This window comes from Falsiruegeria mediterranea M17, from assembly GCF_900302455.1.
GTDB classification, from domain to species: Bacteria; Pseudomonadota; Alphaproteobacteria; order Rhodobacterales; family Rhodobacteraceae; genus Falsiruegeria; species Falsiruegeria mediterranea.
Genome location: NZ_ONZG01000012.1, coordinates 117134 through 141810, shown reverse-complemented (window position 1 = coordinate 141810; position 24677 = coordinate 117134). Strand labels below are relative to the sequence as shown.

The following is a 24677-nucleotide window of genomic DNA, read 5'->3' as shown; positions in this document are numbered from 1 at the left end:
CAACAGTAGTGGGAAATGGCCCACGGCATGAAGCCGTGGACATGATCACAGGGTAAAGGATGTGCCGCTGCTCGATGCGGACTGGACGAATTCTCCGGTTACTTCGTCATAAACCAAGAAGGTGCTTGGATCATCGTCAGACCGGTCATCCAGGAGCCAAGGCACATAGATCTCAGACTGAGTCACAATAGCCAGATAGCTGGCGCTGCGGCCATGCTGGTCCAGATCCGCACCCAATTCGTTCCATTGAACGAACACGTTCTTTTGCGCGTTGAGTGTTTTCCTGTCGCCATCGGCCAAGGCATCATTTGTCCAGGCGACGACCTGAGGCGCGCTGCCAGAATAGGCGACTTGCGTGCTGGTGGCATTCAGAAGAGCCGCAACGGCATGACGGATCAATGCATTTTCGCCACCCCCGTTGAGATCCAATGCATCAACCAGTGTCACATCGGCCAAATCCGAAAATTCTTCAGGAATATCGAAAACCGTCCCCAGTAGCTGATCCGGTGAATAAATCAGTTCACCGTCCGAAGTTGCTGGCCACGCCGAAGCATCGTGATGGGTCGCATTGTTTTTCCAGAAGCCCGGCGTAAGACCGCCACCCTGCCCTGCATCAACACCATGATGATGGGCCAGATCAGTATCGATAAGCGAGCGATCTTCTCCTGCAAACACGGCGGCAGCATTGCCATAAGCGCCCGAAGTAACCTGTGCATCAACAGCACCTTCGGATGTAAAGAGCCAGGTTTCATCCACATCCAGGAGACCATCGTTGTTGGTATCTCCGTCGACATAAATTGCAGCGAAGTCATCGCTGGTGTCGTCAGGTGTCCCGGCATCGTCGATCACCCCGGTTACCTTGTCCAGGTACACCTCGCGAGATCCGTCGTTGCTGACCAGATAGGTCCAAACCAGCGGAGTACCCTCGACAAAAATCGGCCCCGGAGCAGAGTTGGCATCTTCCAGCTCGGTCGGCGCGTAGACATCGACCGCATTGACCGCCTTGACCACAGAAACCCGATCAATGTGTCCTGTGATCCGGGCATTGTCGCTGGCCGACGCCTCTCGTGTCAGTTCATCGACCGCGACAACCGTCGCGATGTTTTCATAGTCACCTTCTGGTGCAACCCCTTCATCGAAATACAACCAGGTCTCGCCAGGATCGAGCTGGCTATTGCCATTGTCATCACCACTCATATAGGTCGGCGTGAAATCATCCGATGTATCGCCTGGCGTACCTGCATCATCACGCAACGTGCTGATCGTAACCGGCACATCACCAGTGTTGGACACTAGGTAGGTCCATGTAACAGTCGAACCCGCACTTACTCGGACCGGGTTAACGTCAGCGTCTTCGGCGTCTGTCGGTGCCAGCGGGTCAATTGCGTTGACGGCTTTCTCCAGTGTTACCGAAATCCGCTCTTCGGGCGGTGTCCCCTGATATCGGGCCAGATCGCTATCTGTTGCTTGTTGACCGTCTACATCCGACGCAACAACAGTGGCCGTGTTGACATAATCTCCGCCAATGGCGACCCCGGTGGCCGAGAACAGCCAAGTTTCTCCCCCGTCGAGAATTCCATTGCCATCATCACCCGCAACATAAATGGGAGCAAAGTCGTCCGATGGGTCGGCAGGTGTGCCTGCGTCGTCCGTCAGACTATCGATCGTAACCGGAACATCGTGAACATTTGAAACCAGATACGTCCAGGTGACCGTATCGCCCACAGTGACATCCACCGGCACTATATTGGCGTCTTCAGCAACTGTCGGATTGAATGGATCAACCGCGTCAATTGCTTTGACAAGCGTCACGACAGGAGCCTCGGGGTCATCAATGCCTGTGTAGTGCGCCAGATCGTTATCAGTGACCGGGGTGCTGTCCGTACCAATTGCCGCAACCACGGCCGTGTTGACATATCCACCTGGCGTCGCGGTGCCCGATGCGTTGAACAACCATGTTTCGTTCACGTCCAGTACAGAGTCATTGTTGGTATCGCCCGAAACGAACACGGGGTTGAAATCATCACTGGGATCGAGCGGAGTGCCTGCATCATCGATTAGGACAACATTCCTCAGGTCCGTGTCCCCTGTGTTCTCAACAAGATAAGTCCAAACCACTGTGTCGCCCGCGACGACCAACGGACCACCAGGTGCATTGGCATCTTCGGCATCAGTCGGGTTCAGCGGGTCAGCGGCGTTGATCGCCTTGACCAGGGAGATACCCTGTATGGCCGAAACACCCGTGTGATGATTGAGATCGCTATCCTGTGCAGTTCTTCCATAGATGTCACTGACGGTCACCGTGACTTCGTTGACATAGGCGCCTTCCTCGACTGTGCCAAACAGTTCGGCCAACCAGGTTTCGCCCGGATCAAGAAGACCGTTTCCGTTGTCACCGAACAGGTAGATCGGAGTTGCGTCATCGGCTGTGTTGCTCGGTGTCCCTGCATCATCGGTTAGGGCATCCAGGTTGACTGAAACAGCACCATCATTGGTGATGAGATAGGTCCAACGGACCGTCGACCCGATGTTCAACAGTGGGCCAGATCCAGTATCGGCATCCTCGGCGGTTGTGGGGTTCAACGGATCTGCTGCATTGATCGCCTTTTCAATGGTCACGGATGGCTCCGGATCGACAATGACCAGTCCGAAATGGTGGTTTTCGTCTGTGGCACTGATGGCTGGGCCACGGGACCCACGGGCCGTGACCGTGGCGGTATTGGAATATGCACCCGCAGTCACTGTGTAATCTGCAACGCCTTCCGAAGTATAGAGCCAGATTTCGCCCGGATCGAGCAAACCGTCACCATTGAAGTCACCCTCAACATAGACAGGGGAAAAGCTGGAACCGTTGGCCGAGGTGTCGCTCAGTGAAACGCGACTCAGAGCTTCATCACCCGAGTTGGAAACCAGGTAGGTCCAAACCACATCGGTACCCACGGCAAGTTCAACTGCCACGAGCGGTGAGTCCGCGTCTTCGGCAACCGAAGGGAACCAGGGGTCGACGGCATTGATTGCCTTTTCGACGCCAATTGCAGGTGTATCTCCTCCGGGATTTCCGCCACTGGGTTCGGCCGGGCCGGTCGGGGTCGAGCCCGCGGCGGTCTGAAGCGGAACACGAACGGTATCATCTTCAGGGCCACCGGCACTGTCATAAGCGCCACGGCCATTGCCGGGTTGCGGATCGCGCGGTGCGCCGTGTTGATCATTCCAGGCAGGATCCTGCGGCGTGACCATTGCGATCACATCGTAGGCTTCAACCCGGCTGGTCGCAGCACCTGTGGCCTCTGCAAGGTCCAGAAGAAATTCAACCACATGCGGCGACGGCAGTCGGTTCACCGTTGGCGCTCCGAACCGTGAGAACGGCACAATGAAGCTGTTGAATTCACCGGTCCAGTCGAACATCCGGTCCGTACCCGAGTTTGCGATCAGCACATCTCGTCCACCGCCGCCATAGGCAAAGTCAGCCGCCCCGCCGGTGGTTTCCGGTGTAACCGCACTGTCAGAGGTGTCGTTCAAGCCGCCGTTTGTACCAAGATTGTCATCCAACTGATGGTAGTCATCACCCCACCCGCCGAACATCCGGTCGTGACCCGTGCCACCAAACAGCACATCGTTGCCGTAACCGCCAAAGATCGCGTCCTTGCCGTCTTCGATCAGGTCGCCGTTAGTATCAAACGTCAGGAAATTGAGGAAATAGTTCTCAATGATCGGACGCGGGTCATCGGGATCATAAAACGTCCTGTAGGTGCCAGTCACCCGATCATAAAAATCGGTAAGGATACCCGTCGAGCCGTCATACAGCATCGGCGTGTTGGCAATGGCGCGTGTATCCTGGTGGAATATTGCCAAAGCTTCTGCGCCCGAGGCCGCATCGTCCCCGGCGCCCGTGTGAATGAAATCATCACCCAAGCCGCCATAGACGATGTCTGCACCGCCTTCTTCGGGTAGGATCGCATCGACAGTGATCTTCAAATAACCAGTCAGATCAACTTCGGCACCGATCCATGGACCCGGGATCGAGAGGGTTTGCTGCGCCTCTGCAGCGATACCATTCAGCGGTTCAGCTATTCCATTTCTGCTGACACGGATCACACCGTCATCACCAACCAACCCGTCTTCGCCGGAGCCACCAAAGATGCGATCATCGCCAGTACCGCCTTGGATCTGGTCGTCGTGCCCGTTGCCATAGACAACATCATTCCCGGTCATGGCGTGGATCACATCGTCACCGTCCTCGCCAAAGATGAGGTCGCTGGCGCCCAGGCTGCCAACATCAGTGCCAGGCGTGTAGTCCAGAAGAACAGTTGCGCGCGGGATCAGTCGAATGTCGCCTCGTGGATGCAGCAACGACGCATCTGTGGTGTCATTTCCGATGTCCGGTGTTGTATCATAAGCATAGGTGAGCCAGGCATTGGCAGCGTCCACCAAATCAAAGATGTTGCCATTGTCGCCCAGAATAACGTCTGCATCACGACCGTGGTTCGACGGCTCTCCCAGGCGGCTGTCGGCATCAGTTCCCAGAATGTCGATGGCAATCTGCGTTCCCGCGCCGCCAAAGATAATGTCTTCACCATCAGGCCGCTGTTCTGACAGGCTGAGTGAATAAAGCGACGAGCTGCCGCCGATCAGATCATCCTGCCCTAGGCCACCAAAGACCAAGTCATTGCCACCACCGCCTTCGATGTAATCATCTCCGTCTGCTTCTTCTTCGAAAGACGGGACAAGGATAAGTGTACCGACGGGGCTGCGCACGGCAGAGACCGGCACAGGCAAGATCGCACCGTCACCTTGAACGGAATCATCCCCAAGCTGCGCAAAAATCTTGTCATGCGACGCACCGCCTGCAATGTCGTCGTTGCCGAACTGACCATCATTGCGGGCTTCGTATGCAAAGCTGTGGTACAGCTCAGTGATTTCAAAGTTTGACCAGGGCGCTCCGGCGTGACGTGAGTCAGAGAACAACGTCACGTTATCGACATTTGCCGATCCATCACGGTTGTAGATTGTCGGCTGGGTCAGCTGAACGATCCGGATATCCTGCGATTGGACCGGGCCGACCGGACGCTGAACCAGTGTCACGTTGTCCCCGAAAATCAGATCCTGCTGGTCACCACCATCGATACGATCAGTGCCGGGTGTCCCGCCGACAACGCGGTTGGCACCACCGATCAGAATGTCCCGTCCGGTGTTCCCGAATATCAGGTCGTCCCCACCATTGTCGATTTCCGACGACGCGATCTGGACAATGACGTCGTAGGCGGTGGTACGGATACGCAGCGGCGGTTCAATCACATCGACGCGGCCGTGATCACCAAAGACGATGTCATCGTCGGCACCGGCCCGAATTTGGTCGTCCCCGACTATCATCCTGTCACCAGCATCGGACAACAACGCCCCTGCAACGGGAACCGTCAGAACCGGTCCTGCAAGCGCGCGTTTCTGATCGATGGTCAACGTATCGTCACTGAACACCGTTATGTCGCCAAAGATGTCTACGTTAAAGCCGCTGTCGCCCCAGATCTGATCAATCCCGGCCTGGCCAAATATGGCGTCATTGCCCCCACCGCCTGCAAGGTGATCCCCCTCAAGGCTACCCATGATAAGGTCATCATTGGCGCCACCATAGGCCGTTACCTTGCCAGCGTTTCCACCGGCAGTAACAACACCATCATACATTCCGCTCGACAGAGCTGAACCAGCTTCCAATGTTAAGGTCAGGCCATCCGCAGATATCGACGCAATCCGGAAACTTCCGGACACTATGTTGGGGATATCCAGTTCGATGGCTCGCCCGGCACGAAAGCCTGCTTCAATCCAACTGGATGACGACGCTATGGTCCGGGCCACGCCATCAAGTCTGAACTGTCCCTCTTGTTCAGCATAGACAAGGATCTCGTCCTGCCCGGCGACCAAGAATGGGTCCGCCAGTGGCATTATGAAATTTGACCGGATGTCTGCGAGTTCAGCGTTTGTGAACGGCGGGAACGGTTTTTCACCGAAATTGTACCCGTAATTGTCGTCACCTTCGCCTGAATAGAACAATCCATCCTGAGAGGTGTCACCGTAGACAACGAGAAGAGACTCTGAACCACCGCCGCCATCTACGTAAATTGAATCACCACCGGCAGAGGTGCGATTGCCACCGCCATGGATCATGGTCAGCCCGCCATAAATTGCGGTTTCCCCACCCTGACCTGATGTCGTTGGCTGAAGTGTTCCGTCAATCCGCAGAGTGTCGTTGCCCTTACCCATCATGATGTTGAGTATTTCTATGCTGGACAACTCCGAGTCTGTGCTGAAATTGCCATCGGCATCGACGATCTGGGTCCCAAAAGATATGCCACCCGGCACTGTCGCTGGTTCACCAAAATCGGTCTCGGGGAAGGTCAAGTTGGTCGCCATGCCAAATCCGGTAAACCCGGTCGAGGTCAAAACGCCATTTTTGTCTTCCTGCGACGCATCATCGAAGATGTTTAGAACATCTATCTGCGCTTCTTCATCAGGCTGCGGACCGATGTCAACGGCTTCGCCCGGGGTCTCTCCGGGCAGGATGATGGCCTGGATCAAAGTCCGGTCTGCGCCTGTTGCTCCGCCCTCAACGGAAAGTGGTCCCTGAATATTCGTGAGGCGGTGAACCGACGAGAACGACATTTTGTTCCGCAGATCTGGTGGCAACGTGTAGTCGTCATTGAAATCAACGGTAATCTCGACCTCTGTTGCCCAATTGGTTTCATCAAATTGGATAGCGTCTGCCACCCGGACAACACGAACCGTATCACTGCCGACCGTCAACGAGGCCGACGGGGTGAGGCGCAGGAACTCGCGATCGAGAGTGTCTAGTTCAAGCAATGCGATCTGGTACAGACCTGCGTTCGCTCCTCCGGTGATCCGGATTTCGTGACCGGGCAGGAACCCGTCAGCAAACCAGCTGCCTCCGTCAGTTCGGGTGATGGTATCTCCATCAATCGTAACGCCGTCTTCGGTGATGGTTTCGTCACCAAAGATCACCTGACCGTTGAACAGCGCGTCAACCGTTGCCCGGCCCAGCGAAACCCCTGTGTCATCGGCAGCAACAAAACTTACACCTGCAAAAGTGATTGTCGTGTCGGAAACAGCTGTAACCTCATAGGATTCTTCGAAACCGGTATCATTCGATGTACTGCCCGTGATCGCAATACGATCACCCACGGTGATCAATGCATCGACGAAAGAGCCAAGATCGGTGCGGGTGATGGTGTCACCCAGGAAGGCTACCGGCCCGTCGAAGAACTCCGCGACTTTGAATTTGCCAACGTCAACGTTTTCGATACGACGGTCGCTGTTGTCTGACGTGTCAATTGCGCTCACGATCACGGCCTGACCATCCGTCAACAGTGGTATTGTGACAACTTCACCCGCATCGGGAGCCGAGGTCAAACGGATGGTGTAATCATCAGTCTCGAGCGGGGTCACGAGGGTATTGCCCGCGCTTTCCGTCACCACAACACCGGGTGTGTCGTTGTCCAGTACTTTGACCGCCAACCGCTGGCTTACAACACTATCAAAGGTGCCACCGGTGGACGATACGCTTGCTTCGATCTGCAGGCCGCGTGGATCCTCGGGTTTGGTGTCATCAATCGCGGTGAGCGTCACATATTTCACCGTGTCCCAATCCGACGCGTTGAAAGTAATGGTGGGCGTATCAAAGGACAGTTGAGCGTCCGTTTCTGGTGCAAATATCTCGGCCAAGGAGACGGTGACGGTTTCTCCGGCATCTGGCGCACGGCTAAGCACCACACCAACCCGATCGGTGAACCCTTCGGGCCCTTCCAGAACCCGGGTATCGAACCCATCATGCGACAGGATCACATCAGCCCGGTCATTATCTTGAACGGTAACCTGGACATTTCGAACTGCCAGACCGTCGTACAAATCTACCGCATCCTGGTCGCTGCCGCTGTCGTTCACGGCTTGCACCGAATGGCTGACGACGACTTTGCGTTCGCCCTCGGCCAGAGAGTCGTCAGACGCTGCCAACCAGATTGTCTGTGCGTCAGACCAATTGGTTGAGTCAAAGACCAGAACCGTATCGCGGGTCGGCACAGTTTCATTGACACCGTTCACCGGAATAGTGTCATCAAAATCTCCATCCGACGTGCCAAGCAGGACCGAATCTCCGCCGTCCGGCACTCCATCACCGTTGCGATCCAGGAAAATTCGTGGTGCTTCGGTTGCGTCCCATGCGTCTTCGTCATCCGAAGAGCGCGCCGCAGAAACCGTTATGTAGACACGGGTGCCCGCAGCGATCGCTTCATTCAACGAAATCTCATAGCGGTCCCCAAAACCACCTTCGCGCACGACGGAATATCCGTCCTCTGTTCCATCATCCGCAACCTCGCGAATACGAACAGGACCGCTGCTATCCCCGGCGACAGTCATCTCCACACCTTCAACCGCAAGACCGGCAAAACGCCCGTCACTGAGGATGCTGTGGTTGATGACCGAGCTTTGCCCTTCCAAACCTGCGCTGCTTATCGATTTTGTCACATCACCGGCGACATTGATCACGTCGCTGCCCAGATTGCCGATAATCCGCACGGCAACGCCAATCGGTGTGGACAGAACAAAGAACTCGTCGTCACCTTCGAGCCCGTCAACTTCCAGCACTTCAATGTTTTCAAAGTTCACGTTCAAACCGCCGCCGAAAATGCCATCTTCGCGGATAACAAATGCATCGCCGAATTCGGTTCCCAGAACCACGACTTTGTCATAGCCGGCGCCACCATCAATCGATACCGGCGCGTTCAGGTTGTAAGAGACCTGATCTTCGCCAGTCCCGGTGTTGATGATGTTGCGACCAGCCACCGAATACCGATCGATGATCGGATTGAAATTCTCATCGGCAAGAGCAAATGCGCGAACCACGAAAAGATCGTTACCCGCATCGCCTTCGAGTCGGATTTCAGCTTTGTTGGAATAGACAGTAAACGTGTCGCCACCATCGCCACCTTTGGCCACCAGGGCCTGAGACGGACCAGCGGTAAGGTAACCACGAGTTGTACGAATGATGTTTGACGGTTCATCACCCGGAGCAGACCCAAGATGAAAGGCAGCGCCCGCGGTGTTGTCCGCGTCAAGAACCCCGTGGAATTGACCAATCTGGAACCGGTCGGCACCTGGTCCGGCGTCCAGCGTGGTAATCGTGCTGTTACCGTCAACCGCAAACAGGTCGTCCCCGCCAAGACCAAAGACTGACAGACGGCCATTGATTGCACGGTCGTAGTTGATCCGCTGCACATCAGAAGGCCTATCCGTGGTCGTTTGAGCCTGCGCTATGGCATTGTCCAGTGAAGCGTCGGTCCCGTTGGCATCCGCGTGAAGCAGAGTGACAAAAGATGGCCTGTCAGTGGTGCGATTCTCGACCGATGTGATTTCCCGCATCAGGAAGATATCCGCTCCGTCGGAACCAGTGATTGCCAGCGTGTCGGTTCCGTCATCACGAGCGCCGGTGTCGAGCACATTGATTACGTAATCGCGTTGTGCGCCATAGGTGCCCGTCGTGTTGATGACATAGACGTCCGTGTCTTCGGCGCCATCAAGATCCAGAGTATCCCGCACACCGCTGTCACGATAGGTGTCCATCGTCATCAACGTATTGACGGTAATCTCGTCTTCCTGCCCGGCCGTTCGGATAATCCCCTGAGTATCAAGCTGGAGAGAGTTTACAGTAATCAGATCAACATCATCACCAGATTGCAGCAGGAACTGGTCGCCGACCTGGTCACCGCGTGTTGCAATGCGGCCGGTCAGTTCAACGCTGCTGCCAAAGTTCGGATCATCGTCAGTTCCCGATCTGGAAGAGCCGCTGCGTGTCGTATCCATCTGGGCGGTGATTGTCGTCCCCGCGATGATCAGGCTGTTGGATTCCATCGACAAGTTATCGCCAACCCACAGCTCTACCGAAGTGCTGGCATCAACCGTTGTACTCGCGAAGGTCTGAACAGAGTCCTGCACCACAAGACGCGAGCCGTTCGGCAACAAGTAGAGATCTTCGGCAGGCGAAGCGATGTCACGGGGCAAAATTCGCGGTACTTCGGCGTGCGTATGCGGCGACGTCGGCAAGGTCGGCGTGGCAGGTGTATCCGGAACGGTCAGCCGCACGGCCCCACCGGTCGAAAGGGCATAAAGCAGGTTCAGTTCATTGGCTGTTTCAGTCAGGAAGACACCGACATCTGCATCAGCGGTAACAACCCCGGAGAAATCACCCAAGATACCGGAATCAATATCGAAATCATCCGTAGACAGGCCAATCGTACCAGAATCGGCAAGCAGATGAACATTCCGGCCACTAACATTGTCGCCCTCGTTCGCACCGGAATTCGAATCCAGGATCGAGCCGACCCGAGCGGTCAACGTGACATCTCCCAGAGCCGACGCGACGTTATTTACCCGCAGATTGCCGGCGGTTTCCGTAATCCGAGCGGTTTGTTCGGCGGTGGCCGTCAGAACACCCGACTGGGCCGCTCCCAGAACATTGTCGACAAGGTTGGTCTCAAGGAAATCGGCATCGGTGCCGATGCCGCCGGACATGGCTGTCAGCGTGATGTCTACACCGCCCACATCCCAGGGATCCGGCGCGCCGTCAGTCGGATCAGAGTCCAGAATACTGCGCGGCGCTTCAAGAGTGACATGGCCCGCCGAGGAATCGATACGGCCGACCCGCAGATCATCCAGATCACCACCGAGAACAGCATCAATTTCCGTCAAAGTGATGTCGTCATTTGTCGCCGCATCAATGTAATGCGCGCTATTCCCATCCGAGTCGCCCAACAGGATGTTTGTGTTGGACACGATGCGAACTGCGTTGTCGCTGGAACTGCGCACTGTGGCTCCATCAGGGTCCACACCGTTTATCGTGATCCGGCTTGAGGCTTCGACCAGATCGATATCCCAGGTGGTGGTCGTCAGTTCGGTCGCATTTGTGTCGTAGCCTGCACCCGGGCCAAGATTGCGATCTGGCGTGGTCGGATCGTCGTAGAAGAATTCATGGTAAGTTCCGTCGTCACCTGAATCACCGTCAACGAGAACCCCCATTCCTTGGCCGTTGACGTTTTCACGAACTGCGGACCTGAGCGAGAGCGTCGCTTCGGTCGCGGCTGCCACAACACCGATGGCAACTGTGGCCGTCGTTGCAGTTGTGGTTCCGGTGCGAAGACGCATGCCAAGATCCAGCCAAATATCGTCGCCGGACGCGCCATAAAGAGACTCGTTGGAATCGGCCAGACGGGTCAGATCAACCCTGATCGCATTGGATGCCGTACCAATATCACCCGAAGTGGCCTCGATCCCGTGGAACAGGGAAACGATCTGGGTTGTCGTTCCGACTGGAACCGTGGATGCGCGCGTCAGGGTCAAGACATCACCGTCCAACGCGGCGACCTGATGTACCGTATCGCCAACACGGATCAGGCCTCGAACTGCAACGCCAAGATCGGACCAGTTTTCGCCGTCTGATCGCACAAGTTCGACAGTGCCGGATGCCCCGATCCGAGACGTGATTTCAAGCTCGGCCACTGCGTGGGTCATGAATTCGGTATCGCGATAGCTGCGATCGTACACAGCATCCCCAACTGTGTTTGTCCGAATTACCGCACCCTCGGTCAAGATATCGCCACCGGTGTTGAGAAGACGGGTCTCACCTAGTGGGTTTTCAAGCGACGCGCCATTTACGTTGCTGCCGGCAAGAACGATGTCCCCGGTACCCAGGTTGCGGATGTCAATCAAGCCGCCACTCAGCGTTTCCTTGATCGAGAACTGCATGACGCTGTCAGAAGAATCCAGATCTACCAGCTTGACGCGAGCCTGACCGGTCTGACCAATCATGTCGATCCGGTTCACGACCAGATCGTAGTTCGAAAGGTTCGTCAGCCGAACCTCTCCAAACCCACGCTGAACACGCAATTCGGTCCAGTGCTTTTCGTCGAATATACTGTTCTCTTGAGTAATGCTGCCAACAGGTGCATTGAATACAACCGACCCAAGGTTCGAGGCAATAATGTCCTCAACCTCGATCTGATCGCTTCCAGTAAAATCATTGAACGCATCCGATCCGACTTCGGGCAGTACAAATACGCCACTGTCGTTCATCAGCTTGACGTTATAAGCCCGTGCCACGTCACCGTTTTCGTCAACGACAAGCTCTGGTGACGGTCCGGCGCTGATTTCGATGTCGGAATCCCACTCGATCAAGGAAGAGGAACCGCCTGCAACGTTCACATACACCGCAAGGTCGTCATAATTCAGATAGGTGTTCAACGCGCTTGGCGGCAGATCATTGGCATGAACGTTCACACCTCCAATCAGTCGTGGCGCGGCAAAGATTGTCGCCCCTGCATCGCCATCGACCAGGACGCGTGTGCTTGCAGACCCATAAGTGTCTCCGGTTCCGGCACCGATCCCCCAAAATACGGCCCGATAACTGCTACTGTAGGAATAGCTTGCCCGGTTGGCTTCAAAATCGACCCCACGGCGACCCTGAATTAGGGTGCCATCGGTCAAATGGTTTTTACCAACAGCAAGACTACCTTCGATCAACACCGCGGAATCGTAGTCAAAGTCACTGTGGGATTCAGCACGTGTGCCGCCAAACAGGCCTCCGGCTTCTGCCCGGGCATAGCTGTTCATGGTCAGATTGCCCGACAACGAACTGGAGGTCGGGCTGGCGAGGATGCCCATGTTGGCACTGACATCGACCGTTTCAGCGTCAACTATCGCGCCGTCGCCAATGACCGAATTCGAACGGGCCGTCAGATCATTCTCGACATAGGCACCGGCCCCGGCAATCAACCCACCACCATCTGCAATGACTTCGGCCGTGTGATTGAAATCAAGCTGCGAATACTGGCGGTAATTACCTGCCGCCTCGATCGTGACATCCAGTGCCTGAACCTCTGTTGTTTCACTGATCGCGCTGTCGCTGCTCAATATCGTGGCGTTTGTTCCACCCGTTGTCACCCCGGTGATGCTGGACAGTTTACCCAATGCGGTTGTCGAATAGCTGCTGGCAATTTGATCACCGTCCGAATTCTGAACGCTGAGAACCCCACCAGAAACATTGTTGACCACAAGATCAAGATTGGTGTCGGTCAGCGAATAGAGTGTGACATCTCCGCCGGCCTGAATGAGATCCGCGTTGATGAAAGCCTGCGCTTTTACATCTGCTCCGGAATCCCCGGTCGGGAACTGGAACGAGCCAAGACCGCCGCCGCCGCCCCGGGCTTCGGCTTTGGTCTGACCGTCAAAGGCCACGAATACGGCCTCGCGAATATTGCGGCCTTCCGTCGTTTGCAACCCCATTCCCGTGGCGTCCGTCGGATCGCCAGCAAGCGCATCCAAGTTGATACGGAATTCGTGACGACCCTCGGTTGGTGCGCCAAGATCAACTTCTACTCGCTCAAGTCGGTGAGTATTGCCAAGGGTTTGGTTAACCACTGTGCCATTGGACAATGTGATCGGGACAACGCCTGAGAATGACGCAGTGTTCCCTGTTTCATCCACAAGCAGGAAGCCATCTGCGACCGGAACTCCATTGCTGGTGACTGTATAGGTCGGGCCCACGTCCAATCCGGCAATGGGCAGGTCCGAAGCTTTGGTCAGGGTATGAATCGTTTCGTCACTGGACGACCGTGTAAGCGAAATCTCGGTAATCGGAATATCGTTGCTTGGATCGCTCGGATCTGTGAACCCAACCGCCTCATAGTAGGTTTCGGCCAATTGAATCCGATAAGCGTCAATTCGAATGACATAATAGCCCCGATCCGGCGTCAGTTCGGGAATCGCTGTTCCACCGGAATCGATTGTGTACAGCACCAGATCACCGCTGCTAAAACCATGTCCTTCATAAACGCCGTTCCGATCGACATCGGTGCCCAAATAGATTGTGTCGTTGTCGTCAACGAGCAAAGCTCCTGAACCAGATACATCTGGTGTCTGACCGCTTCCCTGCAAATCAACGAACGCGGCCTCAAAACTGCGCGGGGATCCGGTGTTGGAATAGGTCACCTTGTCCCCTGCCGCAAAGGGCATGGTAACGGGATCAATGACGCCGGCACTGATGGCGGTGCCATCAAAGGTAAGCCGGTCAGTTGTCGCGTTGAAATCCGATGTCGCAAGGCGAATGGTAAAATCGTCGACCACACGCACCTGATATGGATCGCCTGCGGTCAGACCCGATATCGGATCTCCGGTCGGCTGATAGATGACCTCTGCATCATTCTCAAAATTATGCGCACTGGCAAAACGTATTGTGTCGCTGATTGCGTCGACTTGTGCAGCCCCCTCAGGCGCCGCCTGATAGATCCGATGTGTCCCCGACGATGCCATGAGATCAACAGGGGTCCCTGTCCCATTCTCGGCATCCGTTTGATTGGTATACAGTTCGATTGCATTCAAATTCGCATCAACGACGCGGACGTAATAGTTTTGTCCGGTCGGTGCGATCGGAATGTCGACCCCGGGATCATATCCGACCAATTGGCCGGTATAGAGATCCGAAGTCGGGCCTAGATAAATCCGGTCCTCAAGCGCATCAACCCCGATTGGAACGTCAACATCCAACAGACCATTTTGTGACGCCGTATCTTCGGCTTGAGCCTGTGTCGTGTAGAGTTCCACGATAAAGTCATTGATTGCTCGGACATAAGCGGTTCCGCCGGGGGCCACGTCACTAGAGACCGAGTCGCCCGTGGCAAAACCGTGCCGGGCACCAAAACTGATCTGATCATCAGTCGTGTTTATTTCCGAAATGGGCGCTGTCACACCCTTCACCGGCAAAATGACTCCGCTGCTGTCAAAAATCAGCGATGTATCGACCGAAAGTGCGACACCAAACCGGAAGGTATTGGTAGGGTCGAGCGCATTGTCCTGATAGTCAAGCACGGTATAGGTGCCATTGGCTGAGCCCGCACCTGTCAGAACGATACCATCACCTTCCTGCAACCCATGTCGCTCAAAGTTGATCGTGTCGGTAATGCCGTCCATGGTCAGTGCATCCGATGGCGGATTGGTGTCCCCGTCATCGACCACCGCACCCACGGTCACATCGTCGGCGCGTACAGTACTGTTTTCACTTATGAAAGCTTCGACATCATTGTTGGCGTAAGCATCCGCAACCGAAGCCCCGACAGAAATGGCGCCGCCACCATACGCACTGGCCTTGCCCTTGGCTTCGCCGACAATGTTTCTGGCGGTGACGATCAAGTCGCCAGTCAGATCCATATCCACACCATCGCCTGCGTATGCAGCCGTATCAGTATAGGTATGCGCATCAGTCTGAGAACCACCACCCGCGATCAATGCCCCAGTTCCCACCAGAACATCCGAGAAGGTGCCTGCCTGACTGGTGGCATCAACGGTCACATTGCGGCCGGTTACTTCGACATTATCACCAAGCCAGGCCATCGAGGTTGTTCTCAGGTCGGAATCCGAGAGCAGAACCGAAATCGCCAGCCCCCCACCCGAGCCAACATCACCATCGACCGAAGCATAATCGAAATCTGTATTGCTCTGAACGACCAGATCACCCGTCAGATCGATGACAGAGCCATCCCCAACCCAGGCTTGGGCCGTCGAATAGGAACTGCCATCCGCAGAGCCGACATAGGCTGTTCCGGTACTACCGGCGCCACCAGCGATGCTGACGGCTACGACCAGCAGATCCACGTCCGCCTTGCGTTTTTCCGCATCTGCCCAAACCGTAACGTTGTCAGCTGCGATGCTGGTCCCCGCGCCGATGTAGGCTTCCATCGTCGTGGTGACAGTTGCGGTTGGGATCAAGGCCGCTATGGCGATGGCCCCACCTGCCCCACCGTGAGTATAAGCGTAGCTGTCGCTGTTTTCGATGGCGGTGACCGTGACGTCGCCCCCGTTGATCATCGATGTCGTGGCAGCACCGCTACTCAGTGTGGTTCCGTCACCCAAACCGAAACTGGCAGAGGTCTCACCGGAAATATGACTGTCTGCGGAACCGCCTGTACCGGTGATAGCGGCCACGCCTGCGGCAAGAATTTCGCTGTCGGCATCGCGGTACGCATCCGCCGTGACAGACAGATCACCGCCATTGATTTGGGTACTTTGACCAACATTGGCAATGACATCGTTCTGGATTGTCGAGCTCGCCAACAGTGCCGTAATCGCCAATCCGCCACCAGAACCGCCATCTGCAAGCGTTTCGGCGAATACGTCGGCATCAGCCAGAACCGTCGTTCCACCAGCCCCAATCGTCAGGCTGGTCGGAGAGGCAGAAACCCCACGATCGCGGTCCGAACCAATTGTGGCACGCGTTTCACCACCAATCGTGACCGTGGCGTTGGAACCCGCGCCCGTGTACACCCCAACTGACGCACCTGTGATTTCGGTAGAGGCTTCCAAAAATAACGTCGCCTCGACGTTCAACTCGCGCGCGTTGATGATAGCACCCTCGTCAATGATCGCCCTGGTGTTGCCGGTGATCTGAGCGCCCGAAACCGCAGCCGAAACCGAAACACCGCCAACGGTCACAGCGGTTGAGTCAACATCGGCCCTGTGATCCGCGTCGGCATTCACTTCGACCTGACCCGACCCTTCGGATGTTCCTGTTGCGGTCACCGTCTGACGGCTGCTGTTCCCTTCGAGCCCAATGAGCGCCTCGACATCCCGAGTGATCCGAATGGTCCCGCCGGCTGTACCATCGTCAACGTCGGATGCGACGCCGATCCCGGCACCCGTCACAAGCCCGACCCCTACAGAAATCAGCTCTGAATCGACGGTGGCAGTACTGCCTGACGTGACGCGAACGTTCTGGCCAGTCACCGTGGATGTCCCACGGATCAAACTGCGAACCCGTCCCGATACTTCGGCGCCGGCCAGCATGACGGAAATTGAAACAGCACCAAAAGAACCACCCTGTGCCGTCGCATTGGCCAAGGTGTCGATTTGTGCATCAACCACGACATCGCCACTGGCTGCCGTAACCGTCGAGTCCTGGATTTTGGATGTCACATTGCTCAAGACCAATGCTTCGGCCGCCACACCCGCGCCAGAGATCGAGATCGGCGAAACGGCAATAGAGGCAGCAGTGCCCGTAGATTTGAGAATATTATGCGTGGCACTTGCCATGACCGAAACGTCATCAGCAGCTGTCACCACGCTGCTGCCAATGATCTCGGCCTTTATATCGCGGTCAATCTTGTTCTCGATTGCCACACCCGCGCCGGCAAGCCCGGCCATGCTGATCGAGACCGCCACGCCAATGGCTTCACTGTCGAGCACAGTCTGGTCTTCGGCATCAACAATAACGTCACCCGTGGCGACCACTGTGCTGTCATTGATCGTTGCGTCAACAGTGCCAAGCGCGTGGTTTTCGACGACGACCACAGCCGCGTTGAGTGTGATTGAGATCAACGACACCGCAATCGAAAGTGAGACAGCAACGGTCGTGTCATCAAAGTCCACGTCAGAAGAAGCCTGCACGCGCACATCACCCGATGGATCAGAAATATCAGACGAGTCAAACCCTGTCGCTACGACATGGGATCTGGTGATGTTGGCGTCCAGCGTCGAGGTAAGCGTGTTGTAGACGCCAGCCCCTGCACCGGAAACAGAAACCGACACACCCTCTTTCAGGTTGAGGGCAAGGCTAAAGGCAAGCGAAGCCGCAACCCCGATACCGTCAATGCTGGACATGTCTTCGGCATAAACGTCGATTCCGCCACCCACGATGCGTGGATCATCAGAAGTGTCGTTGGCATCCACGATTTCAGCAACAATTGTGTTGCCGATGGAGTTGTCGACATAACCCCCAGCACCGCTGATAGCGACAGCCGTATTCTGACCGATCGAGATTGAGGCAGCAGCGCCAACTGAAATCGTTTCGATAGAGGAGGTTGCCTTGGCGTGCACCGAAATGATGTCATCGGCCTGAACCGACGAATCCGAAATTCGGGCGGTCACTTCATTCGAGATTTCGTTGATCGATACAAAAGCAGCAAGCGCAATGGAAACTGCTGGATCACCAAACGACAGGCTGATCGCGGCACCATCCGCACTGGCGAACATGTTGGCCTGGTCAAAGGCCAGCACGTCGATCTGGCCAGCTTTTTCACCATCACCCACGCCTGCGATGTTACTGTCCATGGTGATTTCAGCGGTGATCGTGTTGTCGATATCGTTAAAGGCAAAGCCACCCGCCAGGCTGGCGGTGATAGATGGGTTGCCGGGCGAGATGGCAACGGCACCGGCGACACCGATTGCAATGGCATTGATCGTGGCGTCTTCGGTAGCGACATAATCGAACTGCGCGACACCTGCGAGTTGTTGCTGCGCGTTCGCAGATGTGGTTGGAACAGTGCTGGCTTTGACCAGGACGTCACCGCCAGTGGTGTAAATGTCGGAATTCTGAACCCGGGCAATTATGCTGTTTTCGATCTCGTTCACTGAAACCGAGGCCGCGATACTTGCAGCGACAGCCGTGCCACCGTTAGCCAAAGACAATGTAAACGATCCGGCCAAGGCGAACGTGTCGATGGTCGAACCATCCTGCGCCAATAGAGAGACATCGCCTCCCCCGGTGCTGGTAAACGTGGAATCCGTCATCGAGGCTTCGGTGTCGAAACCAATCCTGCTGATTGCTACGCTGCCAGAGCCAGAAAACCCAATGGCGTTGCTGTCCGTAATGCCGACGTCTGCCGATATCGACACACCCAGAACGAACGTGTCAATATCGGCACCCGAAATCGCCCCGACCGACAATCCACCGTCACTCGCCCGGAGAGTCGAAGTGTTGACAGTGGCACCTACATCGGGCGTGAGGACGCCTTCCAATCCCTTGATGTCATTTACGGCAACCGCAATGCCGAGCGAAACCGAGGCCGTGGAGCTCAGGCCGATCGCAATGCCGACACCACCGGCGTCCGCTTTGATCTTTGTATCATCCCCAAGGCCGCCTTCGATCCGTATTCCCTTGTTACCGCCGGTGATTGTGGCGCCATCAACATCTGCCAGCGCGCGTATCCGCAACTTGTTGCCAGAGCCCGTACCAGCAAGCGCCAAGGCTGCATCACCTTGAGACGCCGTGCCCGCCCCTGCGATGGTCAGCGCTGTGATTTCAGCTGTCAGATCAGCTTGGATTACAACATCACTGTCCCCGCTGTTCGAGACAGTGCCCGCTGTGATTTCGGCCCCGTTCACGATTGCTATCGTGTCTGTGGTGAGGTTGTTGATCCCAACCGAGAGGCCGAGGCCGCCAGCAAATCCGCCGCCGCCGCTGCCCGCCAATGCCAGCGCCAAGGCGAACCCGCCCGCGTCAGCGTCAATGGTCGCATTCTCCTTGGCGATGACTGAAACCGCGCCCCTTGTTGCGGTGAGTTTCGTGCTGCCATCATCTTCGGTCGCTATGGCATGAACCACTGTGTTCAGGTTGTTGACCGATACAGAACCCACGCCACTGAAGGCGTAGGAGCTTCCGCCCGAGCTGTTGGAAACCGCCAGCGCGATTCCATAGGTATAGTTTTCAATCTCGGACAGATCGTCAGCCTTGATCGTGATGGAACCACCCATGACTTCGAGGTCGGTATCGCTGACGCGAGCGATCACCTCGAACGGGTCATCGTCGGTGCCGATTTCGTTAACGCTGATTGCAACACCCACGGCCGCCGCGGTGCTCGTCCCCGTGCCGCTGGCAATAGAGAATGAAAGCGCCCCCGAGATCGACAAAATATCAGGCTCTGCAGTCGCCAGAACTTGGGATGAACCCTGGTAGAGGGTGATTTTGGAGTCAGAAACATACGAGCGGACCTTGCCCGCCAACAGGTTGACGCCCACCGAAATGGCAACGCCCACAGAAGTCGTGCTGTTGCTTTGCGAGGTCGTGACCGCGCCGCCCAAGCTACCTGCCAGCGAAAAGATATCACCGACACGGAAGGCATCAATGATCATACCGCCATCGCCGGTGGCATTCCTGCTCGGATCGTTCGGGAACGGATCTTCGGCGATATCAAAGTTGGTCCCAAGAACAAGCGCGTCGGTATCACCGCTGACATCGTTGACACTGACTGCACCCGCAATGCCGACCCCAGTTTGGCCACCGCTTGCACCGGTTTGTCCACGTGATATTGCAATCGCAAAGGAGCCAGATACGGCAACGATTTGGGTTTCGTTGTTCGATGTAACTTCCAAAGATCCCGCGTTGACTGTCCCTGCGTCTGTGATGGAGGCGCGGGTTGTATCGTCCACGAAGTTCAGGACTACCGATCCCGAAATCCCAACGCCTGTCGAGACCTGATTTTCAAGGGGTTTGTCGCCGAACAGAATACCAAGAGATTCTCCATCCAGTGCGGTATCAGACTTGTCGGGGTGCTGTTCGTTGGATTGGATCGCCCCCGCGATGGAGAATCCCCATATCGCACCGTCGTTTATCGCACGAACGGAAAGCGCGCCATCAAGATCCAGGTAATTCGTGGAACTGGCGACATACGAACCGTCTGCATTCGGGATTTCAGGTCCAATGACGGCCCGGGTGTTTCGCGTGATATCATTGACCGCGATAGATACGCCGACACCAACGGATTCAGCCAGGAACAGGCCGCCGGTTATTCCAATATGAGTGTCCAGAGACCCCGCATAGAGCCGTGCATCCTCGCCCGTCACATGTGCCCGGTTGCCCAGTTGCACCAGCGTGTCACTATCCTGGTAGATCACCGAGACGGTTCCGCCAACGGCAAAACCCGATGACGACGCCGCGCCGGACTGAGCAAAGCCCAGGTTGAACAGCGCCTCTTCGGCCTTCATGTTGAAGCCGCCCGAACGACCGGTAAAGATCCTTGCGTTGTCCTCGACGACAGATTGGGTCGTGTTATCAACCAGTTTCACATATAGCGTGGCACCGATACCGCCCTTGCCGCCACTGTTACCTGCAACACTTGGTTTTTCGGTGTCGAAGGCTTCACCCCCGTCAAACGATGCACCGCTGGATGACACATACAGGTCATTCAGACCCACGGACCCCAGCGTCCAGCCAAAAATACCGGCCATGTCGATCTGCTGCATGTAAGACGTGGCTTCAACCGAGACGGTTTCCTGCCCGTAATAGGGATCAGTTATATCTGCGTTGAACGATGCATCCTGATTGATCAATGCGCCGTCTTTTACGGTCGCCTTGGCTGTTGTGTTCTGAACCTGAAAATTGATTGATCCGGCGACAGAAACATTGTCGCCTTTAGCCGTTGAAGAAGACCAGCTGTTAAGGAAACCCGACAGACCAAAGGTGCTGTCGACATACTGCGTGATGGCACCATAGCCTTCAGTCTTGAACAGATCGACAACTTCGCCCGCCGTTGTCGGCAGGAATTGATCCAGGGTCTGGGCAAATGGATAAGTGACACCACCAATCACGCGCGTCGCACGTTTGGCGTTCAACTCGGAATTACCGTGGACAATGGCTTCTGCGTGGTTGTCTGTAATATTCAGGATGACTGCGGCGCTGACCGTGTTCGGCGCGCTCGTCTGTCCTGTACTGTTCTCTTCTTGTGGCTCTGTGCTGGACTGCGCAAACGATTTGCTCAGGTGCTCAATCTCGGCTTTGACCTCAAGGTCTTCGCCCGACGTGAGAACTGCCGTGGAATGAACGTCCGTCGTCACGTCGTGATCATTATACGCAAAAGCAAGCGCAACAGCTGCATTCAGACTGTTCGGGTCAGCTCCTGCCGCCGACATCGCTTGATTGGTCGAAGCCTCGTCCGAGATACGCCCCATTAGGCTTGAAAAAACATTGCCCAGTATGGAGTCGTTGACGTTATAGCCATCAGGAGAGTTGGACCCGTCGGAGTCTGCCGAACTTAGACCCGCACCGGCTTCGGTAGTGGTTTCAACTTCAAGATTGGCCCCTACCCCAATCCCAGTGGCAAAGCCAGGATCCAAAATGTGCGCAGCGCTAAGAGTGAAATCATCCCCTATTACCGTGCCAAGATCGATGGCAACGCCGGCAAGTGCTTCGTTTTCGGTGTCAGCCAGCATGATGGTTTGACCATCCGCTCCAAAACCCGTCCGGGCGCCACCGTCAAGATTGAACTCGTTGGTGCCCATGATGACATAGTACATGTTGCCATCGATGAGCCCTTCGATCGAAGACCCGGCCCCAGCCTGGTAAATGACCGACTGACCAAGCGGATAGGTCTGATCCACCAGCGAAAAGCCTACGCCGCTCCCTGTAAGCGCTCCGTTTGGCAGAGTAATTTCATTGCCTGAGACATCCGTGGATGAAAAGGATTTGTTGTTTGTATCCGGGTAGATCGGGCTGGTGGCGGTGCCATTGAAGGCGACAAGATCAACGGCTTCGCCGCGGAACACGCTGTCTTCGAACAAGGCGAGCTGGATATAGTTCGGGTCGGACGGGTCCTTGAGAACGAAGTAGGATTTACCATCAATAAGGCCGCCAATGTTCGCGCCCCGGCTAGACGTGTAAGTTACCACATCTTCGGTCACCAGAGCGTTGGGGCCAACATAGATCTTGTCATTGACTAGATCGACATAACCGCGTTCTCCGGCACTTGCGCGCGGATCAAACTCCAACTTGACCACCGCACCCGGTTCGCCCCGGCTGATGACTGTTCCGTGGATGTCGGTGTGAACATCCGCGTCCGACAGCTCAATCGACAGGGCCGCACCGGCCGCGCCGGATGAAAACAGGCCTGAAGAGGCCGACGCCTGAGAGTCAACCGCACCACCTGCCAACAGATTTGCGGTCAATCCCGCTTCGACCACCGCATTCTCGGCCAAGGTCAGCGTGGAAGACAAAGTGGAGCGCGCAACGGCGAGCGATAGGGAAACCTGGGAGTTGGGGCCCGTGGGTACATCCCCAAGACCGGTATCCGTTTCAGCAGACATATTCGCGGTCGAAGACGCGTCAGACGTGATAACAACAAAGCCATCGGAATAGATGTCCGCGTATTCGCCAATATCCACGGTTGCTGTCGCAGTGGAATCCGCCCAACCCAGACTTGCCAACGCAAACCCGGCCGAACCCGAGGCGTTTGTCACAGAATTGGCATAGATGCCAACGCCGCTATACCCGGTGATTTCGACCCGCTGCCCCACGGTCACACTGGCGTCCGTTTTCTTGACCAGGACCTGGAACGGGAACGTCAATATGTCGGAAACCTGATCCAGCAGCGGCCCAACAAGGTTGTTGTTCAATGCTGACGAAATTTCCAGCTGTTCAGCAAAAGTCCGTTCCTCGGCCTGGGCAATCAGATAGACGCCGCCCGCTTCGATGCTGGCGTCATCACCGATGTCAATCGTGGCTTCCTTGCTCGAAGGAAAGATGGGCGCAAGATTTTCCAGTTCGGCCGTGCCAATGCGACGGCTGCGGAATTCGATGAACCCCTCTTCCGAAGTGTCCCCTTCGATGGAAACGGAATCGTTCACCGTGATCGTTTCCGCGATCACCTGCATCGACCCACTGTCGCCAAGGTCAATGCTGCCAGAGAAAACAACCGTATCTTCGCCACCGTCGGCACCGAATGTTTCGGCCCCATCGTATTCGCCATAGATATTCAGCGAAGCATCCCAATTTGCCGAGAGGCTCTGAACATCAAGCGTATCCGACCCCGAGCGCAGGTTGATCGTCAGTGAAGATGTCGGGTTGGCAAATGTGATATTTTCAAACGTCGGAATCAAACCACCGGTTGTTCCGATGTACATGTTGTCCGCACCCGATGCGCGTAGTTCTGCTGTATCGGCCGCCCCTGACAGATCGATCACAAGATCATCGGTGGCACCGTTCTGGGTGATCGGTTCCAATCCGCGATAAACCAAATCTGTGCCATCCAGGGTGACCCGGCCATCATTGGCGTTCTCGGCAACATAGGTTGTGCTGGAGAACGAGCCGTCGATGATCAAACTGTCGAATTCGCCATCTCCGCCGTCGATCTCGATCGACTTGGCCATTTCATCAGCTGCCAGGGTAAAGGTATCATTACCCTGCGTCCCCACGAGGCTTTCAAAACCTGTGAAATCAATTGTGAAGTACGCAGTCTCCTGACCGCTATCATCCTCCAGACTAACCGTAGCGCGTCCGGTTGCCCCATCGTCATTAACTTCTGTAACGAGCCACTCTGTCGACGTGCTTAGAACGTCGCCGTCGGCGCCGCCGAAAATTTCAAGAAGGTCTTCCCCCTCACCGCCTGCAATCGTAAATGCCGGAAGGTCCTCGGACTCCTTGACCAAGTCAAAGAACGAAACCGCATCGATCTGGACATGATCAACATCAGGTCTCGTTGCCATTGGACCAGATCGCGCATCTATGTGTATCTCGGATTTCAGTGGCGCTGTGTGCGAACCACTGAACGCTTGGGCGATTTGCGACCCGCTGGAATTGAGGGCACGCAGGGCGCTCTCGTTTTCATGTTCAAAGGCTTCGATCCTCAGGGTGCCTTCGTCCGCCTGTAGGGCGTCGGCCATTGAGATGGCAAAATCAGCGGCCAGCAGAAGTCTGGGCTCAAGTTGCTCAACAACAGCCTTTCTCTTGTGCGCACCCGCTAGACGAGATTTTCTGGACAAACGGCCCCGATCGGAAGACGAAAATCTTCGCCCCGGAAAAAACGGAAATGACACGTTGTGACCCCCCCCTTTTAAGAGTGAGCTAGCGCGCCCTCTGCTCAACG

1 protein-coding gene is annotated in these 24677 nt (G+C 55.9%); it reads right to left on the bottom strand.

Translation table 11 applies throughout. The annotated features are described in order from the left end of the window. Positions 1-45 precede the first annotated feature (45 nt). Positions 46-24627 (bottom strand): CLIPPER-2 domain-containing protein, encoded by a 24582-nt coding sequence (locus TRM7615_RS20645; RefSeq protein ID WP_268877563.1) that lies wholly within the window; start codon positions 24625-24627, stop codon positions 46-48. Between the last annotated feature and the right edge of the window lie 50 nt (positions 24628-24677).